The organism is Pseudomonas sp. EU05-FHT14B02, assembly GCF_058791055.1.
On the sequence record NZ_JBYTDD010000007.1, the window covers coordinates 1 to 18,628 of the forward strand.

15 protein-coding genes and 2 pseudogenes are annotated in these 18,628 nt (G+C 52.7%); 16 read left to right on the forward strand and 1 reads right to left on the reverse strand.

The genetic code is table 11. The features are described from left to right. Positions 1 to 79: 79 nt before the first annotated feature. From AC3WTM_RS08815 to AC3WTM_RS08830, 4 genes and pseudogenes are all read left to right on the forward strand, one after another. Positions 80 to 166 (forward strand): annotated as a pseudogene (locus AC3WTM_RS08815) (winged helix family transcriptional regulator); the annotation flags it as partial. Between the two features lie 212 nt (positions 167 to 378). Then, the gene (locus AC3WTM_RS08820) at positions 379 to 939 is read left to right on the forward strand and encodes an EAL domain-containing protein (protein WP_492587602.1); all 561 of its coding nucleotides are present in this window, start codon (positions 379 to 381) and stop codon (positions 937 to 939) included. Between the two features lie 34 nt (positions 940 to 973). Beyond that, complete coding sequence (locus AC3WTM_RS08825) at positions 974 to 1,660, forward strand: winged helix-turn-helix domain-containing protein (protein ID WP_102668889.1); 687 nt, start codon at positions 974 to 976, stop codon at positions 1,658 to 1,660. Between the two features lie 348 nt (positions 1,661 to 2,008). After that, positions 2,009 to 3,403, forward strand: a complete 1,395-nt coding sequence (locus AC3WTM_RS08830; RefSeq protein ID WP_102668890.1) for an undecaprenyl-phosphate glucose phosphotransferase — start codon at positions 2,009 to 2,011, stop codon at positions 3,401 to 3,403. 343 nt (positions 3,404 to 3,746) lie between these two features. Here AC3WTM_RS08830 and AC3WTM_RS08835 read toward each other — a convergent pair. After that, a pseudogene (locus AC3WTM_RS08835) lies at positions 3,747 to 3,875 on the reverse strand (transcription/translation regulatory transformer protein RfaH); the annotation flags it as partial. A 682-nt stretch (positions 3,876 to 4,557) separates the two neighbouring features. Here AC3WTM_RS08835 and AC3WTM_RS08840 point away from each other — a divergent pair. The 12 genes from AC3WTM_RS08840 to AC3WTM_RS08895 all read left to right on the forward strand — a co-directional run bounded on the left by AC3WTM_RS08840 (position 4,558) and on the right by AC3WTM_RS08895 (position 18,542). Beyond that, positions 4,558 to 4,998, forward strand: coding sequence for a low molecular weight protein-tyrosine-phosphatase (locus AC3WTM_RS08840; protein WP_102668892.1), 441 nt, complete (start codon positions 4,558 to 4,560; stop codon positions 4,996 to 4,998). Between the two features lie 35 nt (positions 4,999 to 5,033). Further along, positions 5,034 to 7,259, forward strand: a complete 2,226-nt coding sequence (locus tag AC3WTM_RS08845) for a polysaccharide biosynthesis tyrosine autokinase (protein ID WP_102668893.1) — start codon at positions 5,034 to 5,036, stop codon at positions 7,257 to 7,259. Positions 7,260 to 7,355: 96 nt separating this feature from the next. Continuing rightward, the gene (locus AC3WTM_RS08850) at positions 7,356 to 8,531 is read left to right on the forward strand and encodes a polysaccharide biosynthesis protein (RefSeq protein WP_158247437.1); all 1,176 of its coding nucleotides are present in this window, start codon (positions 7,356 to 7,358) and stop codon (positions 8,529 to 8,531) included. Beyond that, positions 8,528 to 9,685: a polysaccharide pyruvyl transferase family protein gene (locus tag AC3WTM_RS08855; RefSeq protein WP_158247438.1), complete on the forward strand. Its 1,158-nt coding sequence runs from the start codon at positions 8,528 to 8,530 to the stop codon at positions 9,683 to 9,685. Before AC3WTM_RS08850 ends, AC3WTM_RS08855 begins: the two co-directional genes overlap by 4 nt. Before the next feature lie 9 nt (positions 9,686 to 9,694). Beyond that, positions 9,695 to 10,705, forward strand: coding sequence for a hypothetical protein (locus AC3WTM_RS08860; protein ID WP_102668896.1), 1,011 nt, complete (start codon positions 9,695 to 9,697; stop codon positions 10,703 to 10,705). Beyond that, entirely contained in the window at positions 10,702 to 11,190 is a 489-nt protein-coding gene (locus tag AC3WTM_RS08865; RefSeq protein WP_102668897.1) for a hypothetical protein, read from the forward strand. The genes AC3WTM_RS08860 and AC3WTM_RS08865 overlap by 4 nt, the downstream gene beginning before the upstream one ends. 184 nt (positions 11,191 to 11,374) lie before the next feature. After that, positions 11,375 to 12,478, forward strand: a complete 1,104-nt coding sequence (locus tag AC3WTM_RS08870; protein ID WP_158247439.1) for a glycosyltransferase — start codon at positions 11,375 to 11,377, stop codon at positions 12,476 to 12,478. A 1,131-nt stretch (positions 12,479 to 13,609) separates the two neighbouring features. Further along, positions 13,610 to 14,722, forward strand: a complete 1,113-nt coding sequence (locus tag AC3WTM_RS08875; RefSeq protein WP_173677890.1) for a polysaccharide biosynthesis/export family protein — start codon at positions 13,610 to 13,612, stop codon at positions 14,720 to 14,722. Between the two features lie 13 nt (positions 14,723 to 14,735). After that, complete coding sequence (locus AC3WTM_RS08880) at positions 14,736 to 15,395, forward strand: YjbF family lipoprotein (RefSeq protein ID WP_102668901.1); 660 nt, start codon at positions 14,736 to 14,738, stop codon at positions 15,393 to 15,395. Then, positions 15,392 to 16,159 carry a capsule biosynthesis GfcC family protein gene (locus tag AC3WTM_RS08885; RefSeq protein ID WP_371918569.1) on the forward strand — a complete coding sequence of 256 codons (768 nt, stop codon included), beginning with the start codon at positions 15,392 to 15,394 and terminating at the stop codon, positions 16,157 to 16,159. The genes AC3WTM_RS08880 and AC3WTM_RS08885 overlap by 4 nt, the downstream gene beginning before the upstream one ends. Further along, positions 16,156 to 18,234 carry a YjbH domain-containing protein gene (locus AC3WTM_RS08890; RefSeq protein ID WP_102668903.1) on the forward strand — a complete coding sequence of 693 codons (2,079 nt, stop codon included), beginning with the start codon at positions 16,156 to 16,158 and terminating at the stop codon, positions 18,232 to 18,234. The genes AC3WTM_RS08885 and AC3WTM_RS08890 overlap by 4 nt, the downstream gene beginning before the upstream one ends. Beyond that, complete coding sequence (locus tag AC3WTM_RS08895) at positions 18,231 to 18,542, forward strand: hypothetical protein (protein WP_102668904.1); 312 nt, start codon at positions 18,231 to 18,233, stop codon at positions 18,540 to 18,542. The genes AC3WTM_RS08890 and AC3WTM_RS08895 overlap by 4 nt, the downstream gene beginning before the upstream one ends. The last annotated feature ends 86 nt before the right edge of the window (positions 18,543 to 18,628 follow it).

Genomic DNA, 18,628 nt, shown 5'->3' on the forward strand with positions numbered 1-18,628 from the left:
ATGTGTTTGCTCGCACGAACATCATCAAACAAATCGGCGTTCTTGTTTCTGTGTTTCCCAGGATTCCGTGAAGAACCAAATAAAAGGCATGTATGGAACCAACGCCATTCAAAGTATCCGTGGGCATGGATATCGTTTAATCAGGGGTCTGATCTCGACAACCTGATTCTTAATGTAGAAGGGAGTTTCTGTTTTATGAACGCAACAGGGAGCGTGCGATTCTACGATCACGCAGAGCATTACCTGTCTCGACAATTGATCCTCACTCGGGATGACTGCCCGTTTGCCAGCGAGATCAGAATACATTTTGACGATTCTGCTTCCGCGCCCTGCGCGCCAGAGGCGCATCAGATGAGTGGGATCTACAGTGAAGTACTGATGCAAACCAGGCTGATTGCGTTCTCGCTAAAAGATCGTGACACCACTAACGGAAGCAAGTACTTAAGCCGTAGGTTTGTTTGCGTAAGACAGTCGGATCTCGCCAACTCCGCTCTCACGGAAGAGTTGATTCAGTCCGGCGCTGCTCTGCGCGAATTTGGCCAGACACTGGTTATCGCGCTTAATGAACTCCCCCTCTCGGCAGTCAGCTTCGCAGAAAAAAAGAAAATCCTTCATAACGTGTATCTATTGAAAGATCACGGCATAGAAATCGCACTCGACGATTACAACATCGACGATGAAAGCATCGAAATCTTTACAACCCTGAATCTATTCGACTATATAAAGATCTCTACTTCGTCTCTAGACTTGAGTCTCAAGCTCAGCGGCAATCCAGAATTGTTCAATCGCCTCCACGAACGCATGACCATGCTCACTCACAACACAAAAGTCTCCTTTATAGCAGACAGAGTCGAGCACGCTGCCAGCCATATACTGGCACGTGCGCTGCCCTTTGATTACTTCCAAGGGAGCCATTACTCCCCCGCCGACAACCTTTAAATCAACACCCAGATGTGCAAATCAGGAGAGAGCCATGGATAGCAGCACAAACCTCCCTAGAAAATACTTTGTCGTGGTTACTCATAACCCCGCACTACAACTAGAGCTTGAGGCATTACTGACCAGCAAGCGATATAACAGTTACGGTACGTCACAAGCAAAGATGTTTTTTGAAGGTGTTGCCCCACCTACTTCCGCCCCCAAGCTTATGGAATTTATTTCCCCGCAGGTAGCCAAGATGGTTCCTCCGGTTATCAAGCATGATACCCAGCGCATCCTTTCGACGTTCAAGTCCGAATGGCAAGCTGTCCAATCCGTAACAAAATTTACTCACTTCACATCAACTGCGGACAACGCCAGAGATGACACCAGGGAATGCGTCTCACTGTCGACCAAACCGCACGCGCCACTGACTGAAACCTGGCGACTGAGCGATGGCAACGGCGCGCTGACCAAAGATGGCGTGGAGATTGCCTTGACTGGCCTGGAGGCCACGCTGCTGAAAAAAATGCTGCACCATGAAGATCGCGTGGTCAGCAAGGACGATCTTATCCGCAGCATCGGCAGAGAGCCTGAACACTATCGGGGTCTCGAAATGTGCCTGAGCCGACTACAGGATAAGTTTAAAAACGCCAGTAACGGCGAACGTCTTTTCCGTGCAGTAAGGAATCGTGGGTACTGCCTGATACAAAAAATCGTACGCGTAAAAAAATCAGCCTGAACCATTCAGGCGTTCGCCCCGGCAGTGCAATACAACAATAAAAAAGCACGCCAATTTATCTCCCCCTATCCACCCGCCTCCTCTAAAAAGCCGCGTTAATAAAGTTGAACCCAGACTATTTCTAACGCCGCTCTCACCCAGATATATCAACCATATCCACCGCCCACTCGTTAAAAGTCGTCAGACAGTGCTCTCCCTAATAATTTAATCTATCCATTGATGACGGCGCCGCCCTCTTGGCGCTTCGGTCATCAATGCTCCGCCATCTAATCTGAACAATAACTCTTACTGCATTAATTTTGGCTTTTGTCTGTCGAAACGCGAATGGACGTATTTTGGGGATAACGTATGGTTAACAATCTTCGTATCAATCGAAATACCACTCTCAAAGGACTGACCTTCTGGGGACAGTGGGCTCTTGGCCTGGGCTTTGTTGTTGCCCTATTGTTAATACTGGTTTATTACAAGACGGGTACGGTTGAGTTCTATTATCGAGTATGTGCAACCCTTACTGTACTTGCATCGGTTCCCGCCTATTCCTGGTGTGGCGTCTACGCCAAGAAGGACAATTACCTGGAGGGTCTGGTAAGACTTCTGATGGGCTGGTCAATGACACTGGCAGCACTGGCTATTGTCGCCTTCCTCTGTAAGGCCAACGAACTGTTTTCTCGTCAGATCATTCTGACATGGGCTATCTGCAGCTACCTCGGGCAGGCGCTGTTGTACGTCCCACTGCATGGTTTTTCGAAGTACTACCAACGGGCGCTTCAAGTTGAGCGCAGAACGCTGATTGTGGGTACTGGCGAACTGGCACTGGGATTGGCTAACAAGCTTCGTGCCCTCGAGCACTTCCCATTGGTCGGCCTGGTAAGCTCCGACACCACTCCTTTGCTGGAGACCGGCGCACCACCGGTAGTAGGCCCGCAAGAGGAACTGCTCGAACTGATCAAGACTCATGACATCCGACGTCTGTACATCACGCTCCCCCTGAGCGAAGCGGTACAAATCGAAGAAATGTATGTCGACTTGCTGGATGCCCACGTCGATGTTGTCTGGGTCCCGGACTTGAACAGCCTGACGCTGCTCAATCACTCGGTCAGTGATGTGGATGGCATGCCGGCAATCCACTTGATTGAATGCCCGCTTTCCAGCCAACCCACTGCCGCATTGAGTAAAAGCCTGTTCGATAAAAGCGTGGCTCTGATGGCCATTATCGCTCTAAGCCCGTTACTGTTGATCATTGGCCTGGCCGTCAAATTCACCTCCCATGGTCCGGTATTTTTCAAACAGGACCGCCACGGGTGGAACGGAAAGGTCATCAAAGTCTGGAAGTTTCGGTCCATGCGCGTTCACGACGATCACGAGGTGAAGCAAGCCAGTCGTAACGACTCGCGAATTACCCCGATCGGGCGCTTTATCCGTCGCACTTCCATTGACGAGCTGCCGCAGCTGTTCAATGTATTGCAAGGTCATATGGCGCTGGTCGGACCTCGCCCTCATGCCGTTGCGCACAACAACTACTACTCCGGCAAGATTCTCGCCTACATGGCTCGCCACCGAATCAAACCGGGAATCACCGGGCTGGCTCAAATCAACGGTTGCCGCGGCGAGACCGACACCATCGACAAGATGCAGAAGCGCGTCGAGATCGACCTCAAGTACATCAATAACTGGTCGTTGTGGCTGGATGTGAAAATCCTGGTGAAGACGCCGTTCACCTTGCTGTCAAAAGACATTTATTGAGGGCGCACCCGCAGCATCAGGCGGCGTTAAACTAGCACCGGCAACTTAAGAAACCTGAGCGACAACCACCCCGTGGGGAGCTGGGTTCGCCCGCGAAGAGAACACGGCGACTTTTCATTTACGCGCCATTGTTATTCGCGGACAAGCCACACTCCCCCACGGCGGCAAGGCCTCGAAGTCCTGAGTAGGCGATTCAGTAAGGACGCGACAACACTGGAGTTTGCCGCAACAGCGCAAGGAAGATTCCGATGATTACAAGTGAGCAATGCGCCGCCTCAATGCTTACTGATACCAACAAGGGCATGCTAATCGTTTGCTCACACTGCAGCAGCGTCATCAGGAGCAACACTCGCAGCTCCCCCCCCTCCTGTAAATCACGCTCGCGCCGGTCCGTAGAGCGAAAGCAGCTATATCCCTGGTTAACCAGATTGATCTCTGCACGCTCGTCCTGGCTCGCCTTGCATTGAACCAAATATCATGCGCTAGCAGTGAGACTCCCAGGCAGGGTCGTTCGAACAGCCGAAGCAACACAATCAACCCCTTCTGCGCTTATGTGGTCAAGTAGCTCCGTGGCTTTCTCCACGACCTTGCGACGGATTTTTCCTGAGGATGGAAACGCACCTGAAAAACGGAATTGGCCGATCATGGAAACTTCGCCCTTTAAAAAACGCGAAATCTTTTGGCAATAACCGAATGCTAGAGAACGCTTTATCCAAAGTAACTCCCTTACACTTCTCATCAAACCACACCTCACAACGCCTAACACACCCCAATACAGAACAACACAAAAAAAACCGAAAATGTTATAATTCGTCCGATAAAAACCGGGAATGTTATTTAATATCTGCCTTTATTCGTGGATATTTTTTTGCAACTTGGTAATCACTGGTCGCATAGCATTTAATGGTTGATGTTGTCATGGGTTGGCAGTTATGATTTTTAGCATAGCAACTGTCAAGCACGCTCGAAGTCCAAATTTCAGCAGACCAGAGTCTTCGCAGTGAGAAAGCTGATCCAGCACGGTAACTCCTCACGGAAAGAGGCATATACCCAATAGCTGCAAGTCGTCAAAAAAGTGCCGTTAAAGAAAAACAGAATTTCAGTCTTTCCAATTGCACCATCACCGCAAGTGTGGAATTTCCAGGGAGGTTGCCTTGTTTAATAAGATTCTAATCGTTTGCATTGGCAACATTTGCCGAAGCCCCACTGCAGAGCACTTGTTGCGAGAAGCACTGGTCCGGTCCGACATCGAAGTCAGCTCCGCGGGTCTTGGCGCGCTACAAGACCACCCGATCGAACCCACCGCCCGGATCGTACTGGAAGAACACGGCCATCCGCCACAAGAGCACAAGGCCAATCAACTGACCCCTGCCGCCATTAGCGAATCGGACCTGATCTTGGTGATGGAGCAGTCGCATATAGACCGCGTTCTCAAGATCGCGCCTGAAGCGCGTGGAAAAGTCTTCTTGCTGGGCAAGTGGCAGAACAACCGCGAAATCAGCGATCCCTACCGTCAAGGCAAACCTGCTTTTGTGCATGCATACGCGTTGATTGAAGAAGCAGTAACCGCCTGGGCAACGCGTCTCGCACGCTAAACCATTCCTCGATACCTGTTAAAAAGAACTCACTTATGCAGCAAACTCCAGCATTAACCTCACATGACGATGATGATATCGACTTGATGGGCCTACTCGGGACACTGGTCGATCATAAATGGTTGATTGCCGGGATAACTGCTGCCTCTATGGCCGCTGGTACGGCGTATGCGGTGTTGGCCACTCCTGTTTACGAGGCAACTGCCTTGATACAGGTGGAGGCCAAAAAAAATGACATGCTCGGCTTCTCCGACATCAACAGCATGTTGGGTAAAGAGTCACCTTCAGCCACAGAAATTGAATTAATCAAATCGCGCGCCATCGTCGGCAAGGTTGTCGACAATCTATCGCTCGATATTACTGTCGAGCCGAACCGGTTTCCGGTGATCGGCGACTTTATTGCTCGTCGGTTCAAACCAGACACGGTTAATACGGTCGCAAAGCCATTACTTGGCATGAACAGTTTTGCCTGGGGTGGCGAAACCCTGAAAATATTTCAGCTCGAACTCCCACAAGAGTTTTTGGGTCAGGAATTAACCCTCATCAGCGGTGAAAGTGGCCACTTCACTTTGCTGGATGAAGACAACAATGTCCTGATCGAAGGCCAAGTGGGTCAAGCCTATGATCAGGACGGCATTAAACTGCAAGTCGAAGTGTTGCAGGCGAATCCTGGTACAACGTTCAGCATTGTGCGTGACCCACGCCTGACCAGTATTTTGAAGTACCAAAAGGTACTGGAAGTATCAGAGCGCGGTAAAGAATCCGGTATGATCGGAATGGCTCTTGAAAGCGAGGAACCGGCTGAAGCCATTCAAATCCTCAATGAAATCGCAAAGCTCTATGTACGGCAAAATGTCGAGCGGACATCGGCCGAAGCCGCTCAAAGCTTGGAGTTTCTAAAAGATCAACTGCCTCAGGTCCGGAAAGATCTGGAGAAAGCCGAAAACGCCCTGAACAAGTATCAAATTCGTAGTAAATCCATCGATATCAGTCTTGAAGCCAAAGCCATTCTCGATCAGATCGTGGCGCTTGATACCAGCATCTCCGAACTGAAATTGCAGCAAGCGGAAATGGATCGCAAGTTTACCCGCCAGCATCCCGCCTATCGGGCCTTGCTCAGCCAATTAGGTGAACTGACAGCGAAGCAGGACGGCTTGGCCAAAAAAGTCGAGGGTCTGCCTTCAACACAGCAAGAACTGCTTAGCCTCACCCGCGATGTAAAAGTCAGCACCGAAATTTATACCCAGCTCCTGAATAAATCCCAGGAACTGGATGTAATGCGTGCCGGCACCGTGGGTAACGCGCGCTTGATCGATACAGCCGATGTGGATCTGCGCAAGCCCGTCAAACCCAAAAAAGTCCTGATCGTACTCATTGCCACCCTGCTCGGGGCTTTCTTGGCTACTGCATTGGTGCTTTTTCGCAAAGCCCTTAACCGCGGCGTGGAAAATCCGGAGCAAATTGAACAGCTGGGGTTGCCGGTGTACGCATCGATTCCTTTCAGCACACTGCAAAAAGGTGAAGAAAGCAAAATCCTCCGGAACGGCCGAGGCCGCGCCAACAAGGTCGCCCCCATACTGGCAAGCAGTCACCCCACCGACCTGGCCATAGAAGGTTTGCGCAGTCTGCGCACCAGTCTGCACTTCGCCATGCTCGAAGCCGGCAATAATCGCCTGATGATCTCCGGCCCGAGCCCTAAGGTAGGTAAAACGTTCGTTTCCGCCAACCTCGCAGCAGTGATCGCTCAGACCGGCCAGCGTGTATTGCTGATCGACGTGGATATGCGCAAAGGGTATTTGCATAAGGTATTTGGAACTCCCGCTGAAAACGGGCTTTCTGATTTACTCGTCAAGCGCTGCGACCTGGCAACTGCGATCAATAAAACTGAATTCGAGCACCTTGACGTTATCGGTCGCGGACAAATACCGCCCAACCCTTCAGAACTGTTAATGCACGCGAACTTCAGCACCTTTCTGGACCAAGTCAGCGCCCAGTACGATCTGGTGATTCTTGATACTCCACCGCTGCTGGCGGTGACGGATGCGGCGATTGTCGGCCGCCAGTCGGGTACAAGTTTGATTGTGACGCGCTTTGCACTTAACCCAGTTCGTGAAATTGAATTAACCATGCGCCGCTTTGCTCAAAATGGCATTGAATTGAAAGGCGCCATTTTTAATGGCGTTGAAAAGCGCGCCTCGGCAAAATATGGCTATGCCGATTACGGTTATTACAATTACGAATATAAGTCAGAAAGTGTTTAATTAGTGCGCTGCCATTAATTAAAGCCGAGCGCGCCTGAGTTTTAAGGCCGCTCGTTACTGCACGTGCAATATAAGATTCACACTTCCAGGACACATATGAAAAAGATACTTGGGACATTAGCGGAACAGGGCGCCTATACGGGTGGTTTCTTCCTCACCCAAGTCATTGCCGCACGCGCACTGAACCTCAATGACTTCGCTTTGTTCTCTGCACTGTATTCGTCGGTGATTCTGCTCAGCATCATTCATGCCAGCACCGCCGCCGATATCCTACTGATGTTTGGCCGGCGCGGGCAGTCGCTCGAACCGCGCAGCCTGTTGAATATACTGTATCCGGTAGTTGCGCTCGCGATAGTTGCCACGGGCTACTTCGCGATCACCACGGGCCGCCCATTGACTGTCGTCCTGATGCCGTTCTTCTTCATGGCGTTTATCATGTACTGGTCCTTGCGCAGCTTGGCCATTCTCAATCGCAAGACGTCCGGCCTGCTGGTTCCGCCCCTGTTGCAAGTGGCCGTGCTGTCCACGCTGCTGCCCCTCGAGAGCGCCTCGCTCGACTTGATCGTTGCCCTGATTGCCCTGTGCCTCGGCGCTCCTGCGTTGTTTTTCTGGCGACGCCTAGGCACTGGGAAACGATACGTCATCGAGCCCCGCGACTGGGTTGGATTCAGCATCAGCAACAGCGCCGCCCAAATTGTGTTGTGGACGATGACCCATGGCATGGTGATCTTCCTGCTGGCTTCCGGTGACACTGCTGGCTCGGCCTTTTTTCGCATTGTCATGACCTTGATCCTGCCAGCTCAATACTTTGGTATTGCTCTGTCCAATCACTACCTGCCAAGGCTGATGAAACTGCGGGCTGAGGACAACGGTGCCTACTACCGGCAATGCGCGCAGTTGGCATTGCTGGGTGTAGGGGCAAGCGCAGTGTATGGCGGGCTGTTGTTTTTGGGGGGCGATCGCATTCCGGCTTTGATCTTCGGCGAAGCGTTCAGCGGCATCGGGTTGTCGCAGCTGGCGATCCTGCCAGTCAGCCTTGCCGTCATCCAGTCTGGCCGTACCATTCTCAAGTCATCCGGATTCAACCATTACGTGCTGCTGGCCATGCTGGTCGGCCTTGCCGGCTTCACCATTCACTTAATCGACCACCACTACACCTTGACCACTGGCGCGATGTTGCTAGGGGTCAACCTGACGGCGGCAATCATCGTGCTAGCCGTGCTGCTGACGGCTTTGTTGACCCGCTTTCATTCTACTCAGGAGCGCGCATGAATATCGTGATTGGAGGGGTTCCGTTCAGTCAGAACCTAGGCGACGGAATCATTTTTGAAAACATCAAGAACTTGTACAACAGCACTGAGAAGGCCGCGAAGGTGTCACCTTTGGACATTGCCGGGCGGGATGATTTCGAAACGGGCGCGACTTCCTCGGATCTTAAATTCAGGATGCTCCACGCTATTCCGGCCGTCGGCCGCAAACCTTTGCTGGCGTTATTTTTCTATCTGAAATACCAATGGGTGTGGCGTAAATCCTGGCGATCCAAACTGGCCGAGGCTGATTTGCTGACCGTAGGCGGTGGACAACTGTTTCTCGATGAAGAGCTCAACTTCCCGCTTAAATTGTATTTTCTGTCGTTGATCGCCAAGCAATTGCCAGCTTTGAGAACCGTGATCGCGTTTGTCGGCGTATCACCCACGCTGAGTCCTCTGGGAAAACTACTGTTTCGACGGGCGCTAAAGAACTTCAATCCACAGTCGATCTCGGTGCGCGACGAAGAGTCCAGGCAGAATTTCATCCGATTGATCAACCCAAACCTCGACGTCAAGGTCGTTCCGGACCCTGGGGTCAATTCCAAGCAGTGCTATAGAGTTGAAAGCGTGCCTTGCGATCAGCACAAAAGGATCGGCATTTGTATTTCCAATCCCAAGGGGCTCGATGTGCAAGGGCGACTCGGCAAGCCTTTCCAAGAGCATACCCGCAGTTACTTCAAAAGCCTGGTCGAGTTGCTCGATCGGAAGGGGTATCACGTCTCACTGTTTACAAACGGCGCGAGCGAAGACGAGTTCCTGAAGGACGAAATTTACAACGCGTGTAGACCATTGGTCGACGTGTGTGAAGACAAACCGAAAACGCCCAGTGATCTGGTGAACACTATCAACCGTTACGACCTGATCGTGGCGCACCGGTTGCACGCCAATATTATTGCCTACTCGCTGGGTATCACGTCTATTGGCCTGCGCTGGGATACCAAGCTTCATTCGTTTTTCAAGTCGATCAACCGCGAGCACCTGTTTATTGACACGGTACTCCCAACGGCCGAACAGACCGTCGAGTTGATCGATAAACACCTGAATTTCAGCATGACGAGCCCTGGCTCAGCGTTGATTCATGAGTTGATGGACGAAGTCGAAAGTCACTTGGCGTAATGATCAATAATGGATAACCGTCAGGATGTAACTCTGGGGGCACGGCTGTTGCTGTGCCTATTGTTGATGTCGTTTGTGCTTGCGATCTATATGTTTCAGGACGTGTTGTTGCCCAAACACTTCTTTACCGATGCCGGCACCATCAGCAACTTGATAAATTACGTCGACCTGGGTAGTGCCCAGACCGACTCGTTCGTCAGCACCGCCTGGGTGTTCAGCAACTTAGGGGACGACGGATCGCAAGTATTCCTGCTGGTCGGCGTTATCAGCGTAGTGCTGCTGATGTCGTTCCGCTCCCAGCGCTACGAACTGGTCGGCTTCACGTTGTTGTACATGGTGCCGTTCACCTTGTTCAATTTGAAGCTCTCGAAAGAGGCGATCGTGATCGTCATGAACCTCAGCTGTTGCCTGGCTTGCCTCTCAGGCCGAAGCAAAGTGTTCAAGGTGGTTTTCGTGGCTTCGTTGTACCTGCTGTATGCCTACTTTTTCAGGTTCTACTACGCGTTCATTGCTGTGGGCATGGTGTTTTTGACCTGTTTCTTTTCCGCACATGGACGCTTGCGTACGACCTTGTTGTGTCTGGCGCTGGTGGCCTGCCTAGTGCTGCCTGGGGACGTCTGGACGCAGTTGCAACTGGCCCGGGATACCGTCAATACCAGTCGAGAAGGCCTTAGTGATTCGAAAACTATTTTCTCGAACCTGTTGACGCCCAATGGCATTGTCACCGCGTTGCCCAATTCGCTGTACGGCGCCGTGCGGTTTTTGTTTGCACCGGCGTTCTCTTTTCGGCCCCAGGAACTCCTGCTCTCCATGGTGCTGTGGAGCGTGATCGTACTCATGGTCAGAAACAAAAATTACAGCCATCCGCTGATGGCCTTGCTAATGGCTAACTTCCTGATCCAGACCTTTTTCGAACCGGACCTAGGGTCGTTCCTCAGGCACATGACGGCCTACGCCTTCTGTCTTTACGCAGTGCCCAGGGCACCGGCCAACCACGCTATGGACGGGGCACGAGCATGAATAGAACGCGCCGCTTGTTAAACGTCGCCGAGACGGCAAAAGGGGGCATCGCCAGTTACCTGAATATACCGGGGCTCAAGCGCGAGGCCTTGAGTTGTGGGTTTTCCTATCCAATCCCCGAAGCTCACAAAGCCCAGGTCATCTCCGTCAATGTGATTACTCATGAGTGCGGGCGAAGTGTGTTCGGAACCTTCTTGCTAGCGGTCAAACTGGCGTCGGCTGTCCGACAGATACGGCCCATCGTGATCTTTGCACACAGTGCCTTTGCCAAAGTCGGCCTTTGCCTGGCGTACACGTTTTTCCTGGCCAAACATATCAAGGCGTTGTACCGCCTTCATGGCGGGACGAACTTTCGCGATAGTTCGGCGCGAATGAAGAAGGTTGTCCAATTCATCGGGCGCGCCATGTCGTTCATCCAGGCGGTGTACGGTAAACATTTCCCACTACGAGCACCGCAAGACTCGAGAGTCGGGTTTCTCCAGTAAATGCACGTTGATCGAAAATTCAAGCCTGAGGGAATTAGCGTTAATTATTTCATCACTCTCTCGGATATTTATTACAAATCCGATCCGACGCAGGAGAGCAATAAATATTGCAACCGAAAGAGCTTGCTAGTCAAAAATACACTTCCGACTAAAATTCAATACTTGCCTCTTGATGCGAGACCATATGAAAGTTTTACATGTTGCGGAAACGATAAAGGGTGGCGTTGCGACCATAGCAAGACAGCTTATGCTTTCCCAGATAAGTTCGGGGCTCGAATCCACCTGCCTTGTGCCGAAAACACAAGCTGTCGAGTTGATTAGTGTTCCGCTAAAGAATATCGAGACCTACAACTCGACCGGCCGAAACATTCCGTCACTGCTTAAATTCATAGTCGCTCTTTCTATAACCCTGCATACACGCAGACCTGATATTGTTCATCTCCATAGCACGTTCGCTGGGCTTTGCGGACGACTCATATTGTTTTTCATGCTACCTTTTTATAGACCAAAAATTATTTATTGCCCTCACGGATGGGCGTTCATAATGGATGGTGGAAACGCTAAAAAAAGAGCATTCGCATTAATTGAGCGACTACTCCTCAAGATCACTGACACGGTCATATGCGTTAGTAAATTTGAACAAGAGGCAGCGCTTTCCCAAGGGTTTTCGAAAGAAAAGATAATCATCGTAAATAACTGTGTCGAACCGCCTCAACCAGTTCAGGCTATTAATCATTTCGACCGCGACGTTGTGAACCTACTTTACGTAGGTAGATTCGACCATGCCAAAGGATTTGATACTTTGGTGGACGCAATGGCCCTGCTTGAGGGACACCCCTTTCGCCTCACTGCAGTAGGAGACACTGTACAGGGTGGCCCTCCGCCAAAAAAACTGAATAACATTAACTACGTTGGATGGCTACACCCCTCTGATTTAGCTGGTTATTTTAGTAACGCTGATGTGTTGATCATGCCCAGCAGGTGGGAGTCATTCGGTTTGGTGGCGGCAGAAGCCCACAGTTATGGCCTGCCCGTCGTTGCTAGCCGATGCTGCTCGCTTCCGGAAGTTGTAGCGGAAGGGGTAACCGGATTTTTGTTTGAACCAGGTTCTTCCCGTGAACTCGTGGCTCTTTTGAAAAGAATACCTCGCTCAACGTGGAGCAAACTGGGGCGCAATTCTTATGAGCGTTACGAGGCAAAATTCAAATCTGAAATTATGTGCACTGCTGTCTTAAACATTTATAACAATAGTCCGACATCCAAAAAGCTTGAAACAAACGAAGCATAAACATGCGGCTAATAAAATTTAAGCTTAAAATATATTAACTCCCAAGCCAACTTGCAATATCGGTGATATGGTTATCCCCTATATCACCGCTGGGTTGGCCCCGAGGTCATTGATTCCTAACACCTGTCGGCCGATGTACTGGTTGTGCCGCCGCGGTGTCAGGGATTTGGCCTACGGACATATGAGTGCGCTACCGACAGCCATCCAAACAACAAGGGTGAACATCTGAATCTGGGTATCAGTTCAGCGTGCTGGAAATGATTCGGACCGTTGAGCAAGCTGGGGGCCGAGCAGTGTCTCATCAAGTGGTTGAACGTCACCCTGCGGGATATTCCCCAGTGCTAGGCTGCCCCGAAAAATGCCGCCCATGAATTCGACTGGAGGGCCAAGGGTAGTTTGCAGGAAATGATGGCCGATACTTGGCACCGGCAAGCCTCTAACCCGCAAGGCTATAGCCAGTAGCATCTCTCGCATGGCGTGGTGATCAGGCGCGAACCATGACACCTGCACCATATACCCGACAACAATTGTTATAAACAGTGGGCACGTTAGAAAACGTCAGACCTGTCGAGCCTCCTACACAGGTATTCTTAAGGCAATAATTGCAGGATAAACCTCACTGAGGAATGACCCAAAGGTCCACTCTCAACGAGTTCGAATCAATACTATCCTTAACGTTAATGGACGCTCAGCGTTTTTGGCCTTGCTCGCTCGTTTTTTAGTTTCACCGCCAATACCGACGATGCATCAAAAAGGAATCTACTATGACCAAACTACTTGCTTCCGCTCTATTGCTGTCTTTAAGTGCCTCCGCTCTAGCCGCTGAGCCCCCTGCAGCGTCTTCCGCTCCGGGCACACCTGCAAACAACGCTTCTTTGAATCAGTCCACCCCTCTCGTGGGCAGCTTGTCCACAGAGGCCACTCTCGGCCTCGGCGCCGTCGTTGTAGCTGGAGCCGCTGCGCTGTCATCCAGTGGTGGCAGCAGCAATGGCGGCGGCACTACCGGCACTACTGGTACTACCGGCACCACCGGTACTCGCTAAGCGTACCGCGAGGTCGATAGCCTTCCACCACCCGGAGCAATCCGGGTGGTTCAGCTCTGATGTGTTCCCTCCACAAGTGTCCTCAATCATGATTCGTAGTTTGTCGCTCGCTGTGCTTGCAGGCGTAGCCCTGCAAGGCTGTATGTTCTCACCCGGTCAACACTTGGATACCAGTCAGGTCGGCCGTGATGGCTCACCGGAAAGCAGTCGGATCGAGTTGATTCCGATAACGCCCAAACTGATTGCCCAGAACGCGGCGACAAAAGTGCAAGCCTCGTTGCCAGCCGAGTTGTTGGCGTTCAAGCCGGGGGCTTACCGGATTGGCGCCAATGATGTGTTGTACATCACGGTGTGGGACCATCCTGAGTTGACCGCACCATCAGGTGCGCAACAGCAAATTGATGCGAACGGTCGCTTGGTACGGCCGGACGGCACCTTGTTTTACCCCTATATCGGCAATATTCATGCCGCAGGTAAAACCATCGAGGAGCTACGCGGTTTTATTGCCGAGCGCCTGACGCAATTTGTCGACAGCCCCCAGGTTGACTTGAGTGTTTTGCGGTTTGCCAGTCAAAAAGTCGTTATTTCCGGTGCCATTTTAAAAGCCGGTCAACAACCCATAACCACGTCGCCACTCACTGTCGTCGAAGCCATGGGTATTGCGACTGTCGATCCGTTGACTGCCGACCTTGCCGGTCTGACACTGACCCGGGACGGACGTGAGTATCCACTCGACCTGGACTCGCTTAACAGCAAGGGCTCGCAGTTGCACAACGTCTATTTAAAAGACGGCGATCAGTTGTACCTGCCCTACAACGACCGGAAAAAGATCTACATCATGGGTGAGGTCAACCAGCCACGGGCACTCACGTACAAAATCAACCGGATGAATCTGGCGGATGCGATCGGAACGGTCGGGGGACTGAACCAGACCACGTCCAACGGCAATGCGCTGTATGTCATTCGAGGCGCCGAGAATCTTGAAACCGAGCCAGCAAAAGTCTTCCAGCTGGACGCCGAATCGCCTACCGCGTTTGCTCTCGCCACCCGCTTCGATCTGCAACCCCAGGACATCGTCTACGTCGGCCCTGCAGGCGTGACCCGCTGGAACCGCTTGATCAGCCAGTTGCTGCCCTCGGCCACTATCCTGGGTACCGGAGCAGCGGCTCAAAACAATCTCAGTGAAGCCAGCAGTCGATAAGGTTTGAGCCGCTTTGAAAACTTTGCGTAACAGCTCATGCCTGGCGGTGGGTTTACTGCTGTGTGGCTGCAATCCGTTGATGCAGGCGTCCCTGGATACCTTTAAAGCCGCCACACTGGGCGTCCAGCCGCTGCAAGTGACCGCAGCGCAAGTGGAGGCCGTGCCCTATGCGCAGATCAAGGTCACCACGGACGTCAGCGAAGGTGTGCTGGCGAAGCTTCGCCAGCAGGACGATCTGGAGTTCTGGGTCGCCTCCGGCAAGCAAGTGTTGTTGATGCGCGATGGTCTGGTCGTGCGCACTGTCGGCCTGAGCATCAATCTCGATGGCACGCGCTTCGACGGTGAGTCGCCGTTCAAGCGTGGCTTGCAGCAATTGCCCGACGGTTACAGCAGTACCCGCTGGATTGATGTCTATCAGGGGCCGCGGGTCGGACTGGCTGTTAACAGTCGTTTCAGTCGACAGGGCATCGAAACCGTCACCATCCTGGACAAGGACTATGCGTTGCAGCGCATAGATGAACGCGTCGACATCCCCGAGCTGGGATTCAAGGCCACCAACCGTTTTTGGATCAGGCCTGACGATGGCTTGATCCTGCAGAGCGAACAACATCTCACGCCGGGACTTTTCTTGAAGATTGTGCAATTGCGCCCTGACCGGGAGACGGCTCGGTGAGATATTCAAAAACGCTGTCGGCTTGCCTGTTGCTGGCAAGTTCTACGATGACTCAGGCCGCTGTCACGGTCACGGGTGATGTACTGAACGCGGGATCCTTCACGTTCGTGCCAGGCACGCGCTTGCTCGATGCCGTCAGCGAGGCACGCCCGAACGCAGAAAGTTACTGGTTGGCCGCCGCCTGGCTGCACCAGCCACTGCTGGAACAGCAAACCCGCCTTAAGGCCGGCGTGCTATTCGATCTGAAATTGCTTCAACGTGGGGCCTTGCTTGGAGAAAAAAGCAGCCTTGCGGCCTTGGCTGCGCGTCTGTTTGAAGAGGTCAGCCGACTGCCCGTCACCGGCCGAAAAGTTGCGGTGCTCGACCCCGTGGCGCTGGAGGTTGCGTTCGCCCGCAATTACTCGCTCAGTGACGGCGACCAGCTGATTTACCCTCTACGCCCGACGACGGTCACTGTTCTGGGCGCAGTTGAACAGCCCTGCACGCTGCCTTATCGCGCCCTGCAACCAGCCCATGAGTATCTCAAAAGCTGTCTGCCGGTGACCGACGCAGATGCCGATTACCTGTGGTTGATTCAGCCCGATGGCCAGGTCCAGCAGATCGGCATTGCCGCCTGGAACCGTAAAGACGGGGTGATTGCCGCCGCCGGCAGCACCATTCTGGTACCCGTGCGAAATGATGATCCGGATCTGCCTACCCCCGATCTGAACGAGCAGCTTGCTCAGTTTCTCGCCACCCAACCGCTGCCCGAGGTGGCCCCTTGAAGTTACGTTTTGCCGCTGTAGTGTTATTGCCCTTCAGCTTGGCTCATGGAGAGCCGCGTTTTACCCAGAATGATTTCGGTGGTGTGGGTTTGTTGCAAACCCCTACCGCACGGATGGCACCCGCCGGCGAATTCAGCTTGAACGCCAACCGGACAGACCCTTATTCGCGCTATAGCATTTCAATACAGCCCCTTGATTGGCTGGAAGGTAGTTTCCGTTATACCTCCATCAGCAACCGTAAATACGGGCCCGAGTCATTAAGTGGCGACCAGAGCTATAAAGACAAGGCGGTCGATGCCAAAGCCCGCCTCTGGCAAGAAAGCCACTGGTTACCCGAGGTCGCGCTCGGTTTTCGGGATATTGGGGGCACCGGCCTGTTTTCCAGCGAATACTTTGTGGCGAACAAACGTTACTACAATCTGGATTTCAGCCTGGGGATTGCCTGGGGCTACATCGGTAACCGTGGGGACCTCGAGAACCCGCTGGGGCACATCGACGAGCGTTTTGATACACGGCCGGTAAACTCGGGTACGGGCGACGTCAATACCAACTCGTATTTTCGCGGCTCGCCCGCGTTGTTTGGCGGCGTGTCCTATCAGACACCCTGGTCGCCCTTGAGCTTGAAACTCGAGTTCGACGGTAACGACTACAAACACGAACCGCAAAACAATAACCAGGAGCAGGACTCGCCCATCAACATCGGGGCAGTCTTCAAGCTAAGTGACTCTATCGATCTGACCGCCGGTTGGGAGCGCGGCAACACCGCGCTGTTCGGCATCACTTTTCATACCAACTTCGCCAGCCGCAAGGCGCCGGCCAAGCGCTACGACCCCGCTGTCGAAGCGCTGCCGACTCACGCGCCAACTGCGCCGCTCGAACAGGTCGACTGGGCGGGGGTTTCCAAACGACTGGAAAACAACGCCGGTTACAAGGTCGAACGTATTGCTCAACGCGATTCCGAGTTGATTGTGTATGGCGAGCAGTCGCGCTATTTCTACTCGGCCAAAGGTGTGGGCCGGGCCAGCCGGATTCTGGACAACAGTGCGAATGACGACATCGACTGGTTCACGATGGTGAACAAGCGTTACGACATGCCCGTGGAACAAACCAGTGTGCCGCGCGAAACCTTTCGGGAAGTGGTGAACAACCAGCAAGACCTTACTGACCTGCACCGCACCACCGAATTGAACCGGGCCACGCCACACATTGAAAACACGCTGTACACCCAGGCACCCGAACCTTTTACCTATGGTATCGGCTTGGGTTACAAGCAAAACATTGGCGGTCCCGACGGTTTGCTGTACCAGTTGACCGCTGATTTGGACGCAGAATACCGCTTTACCCGCAACACGTGGACGAGCGGGGTCATAAGCACCAATCTCCTGAACAACTTTGATAAGTTCACGTACGACGCGCCGAGCAATCTGCCCCGAGTGCGGACTGACTTGCGTAAGTACGTCATCACCTCTGATGTAACAATGCCGACATTTCAGCTCAACCATGCCAAGCAATTGGATCAAGACTTGTATGGCATGGTGTATGGCGGTTATCTGGAATCAATGTTCGCCGGGGTCGGAGGTGAATTGCTGTACCGCCCCATGGGCGAGCGTTGGGCCGTGGGTGCTGATTTGAACTTTGTACGCCAGCGTGACTTTGACCAAGGTTTTGGTCTGCGCGATTACAACACCACGACCGGTCACATCACGACCTATACCGAACTGCCGTTCGACTTGCAGGCGGCGGTCAGTGTTGGACGTTACCTGGCGCGCGATTGGGGTGCCACGATCGATCTGTCGCATGAGTTCACTAACGGCGTGAAGTTCGGTGGCTGGGTCACCCGCACCACAGCCTCGTCAGAAGAGTTCGGCGAGGGTAGCTTCGACAAAGGTATCTATATCTCGGTCCCCTTCGACGAGCTGATGAGCGTTTCCACGATGCGTCGCGCCAACCTGGTCTGGGCGCCGCTGACCCGCGATGGTGGCGCGCGTCTTAACCGCCAATATTCGCTGTACACAATGACCAATGGCCGCGACAAAGATGCGTTCTATAAGAACTTTGAGAAAATCACCGAATGAGTTCGTTGTTCCTGGGTGTCACACAACTTCCCCTCTGGATACGCACTCTGTTTTTCATCAGTGTTAGTGGGGTCTTGCTGACAGCCGCTTTGCGAGCGCAACCGATTCCCGAAGCCTTTACCCAGGAAGACAAACTGCATCACTTTGTAGGTTTTTTCGCGTTGTCTTTTAGTTGCCAGTTGGTCTTCCTGTGGGTCAAGGCGCGCTGGATCGCCTTGGGCTGTCTGCTGACGGGGATCCTGATCGGCTTGATTGAGTGGCGATGTAAGCATCCAGTCAAACAGTCCGCTGAGCTCCCGGACACTTAAGACCACGGCTTCGTCCGTGAGCAAAGTGAGAATTTGGAGGCTCTACCTATTGGCGGGGGCATCTTAGTGCTCTCCGCAGTAAATGA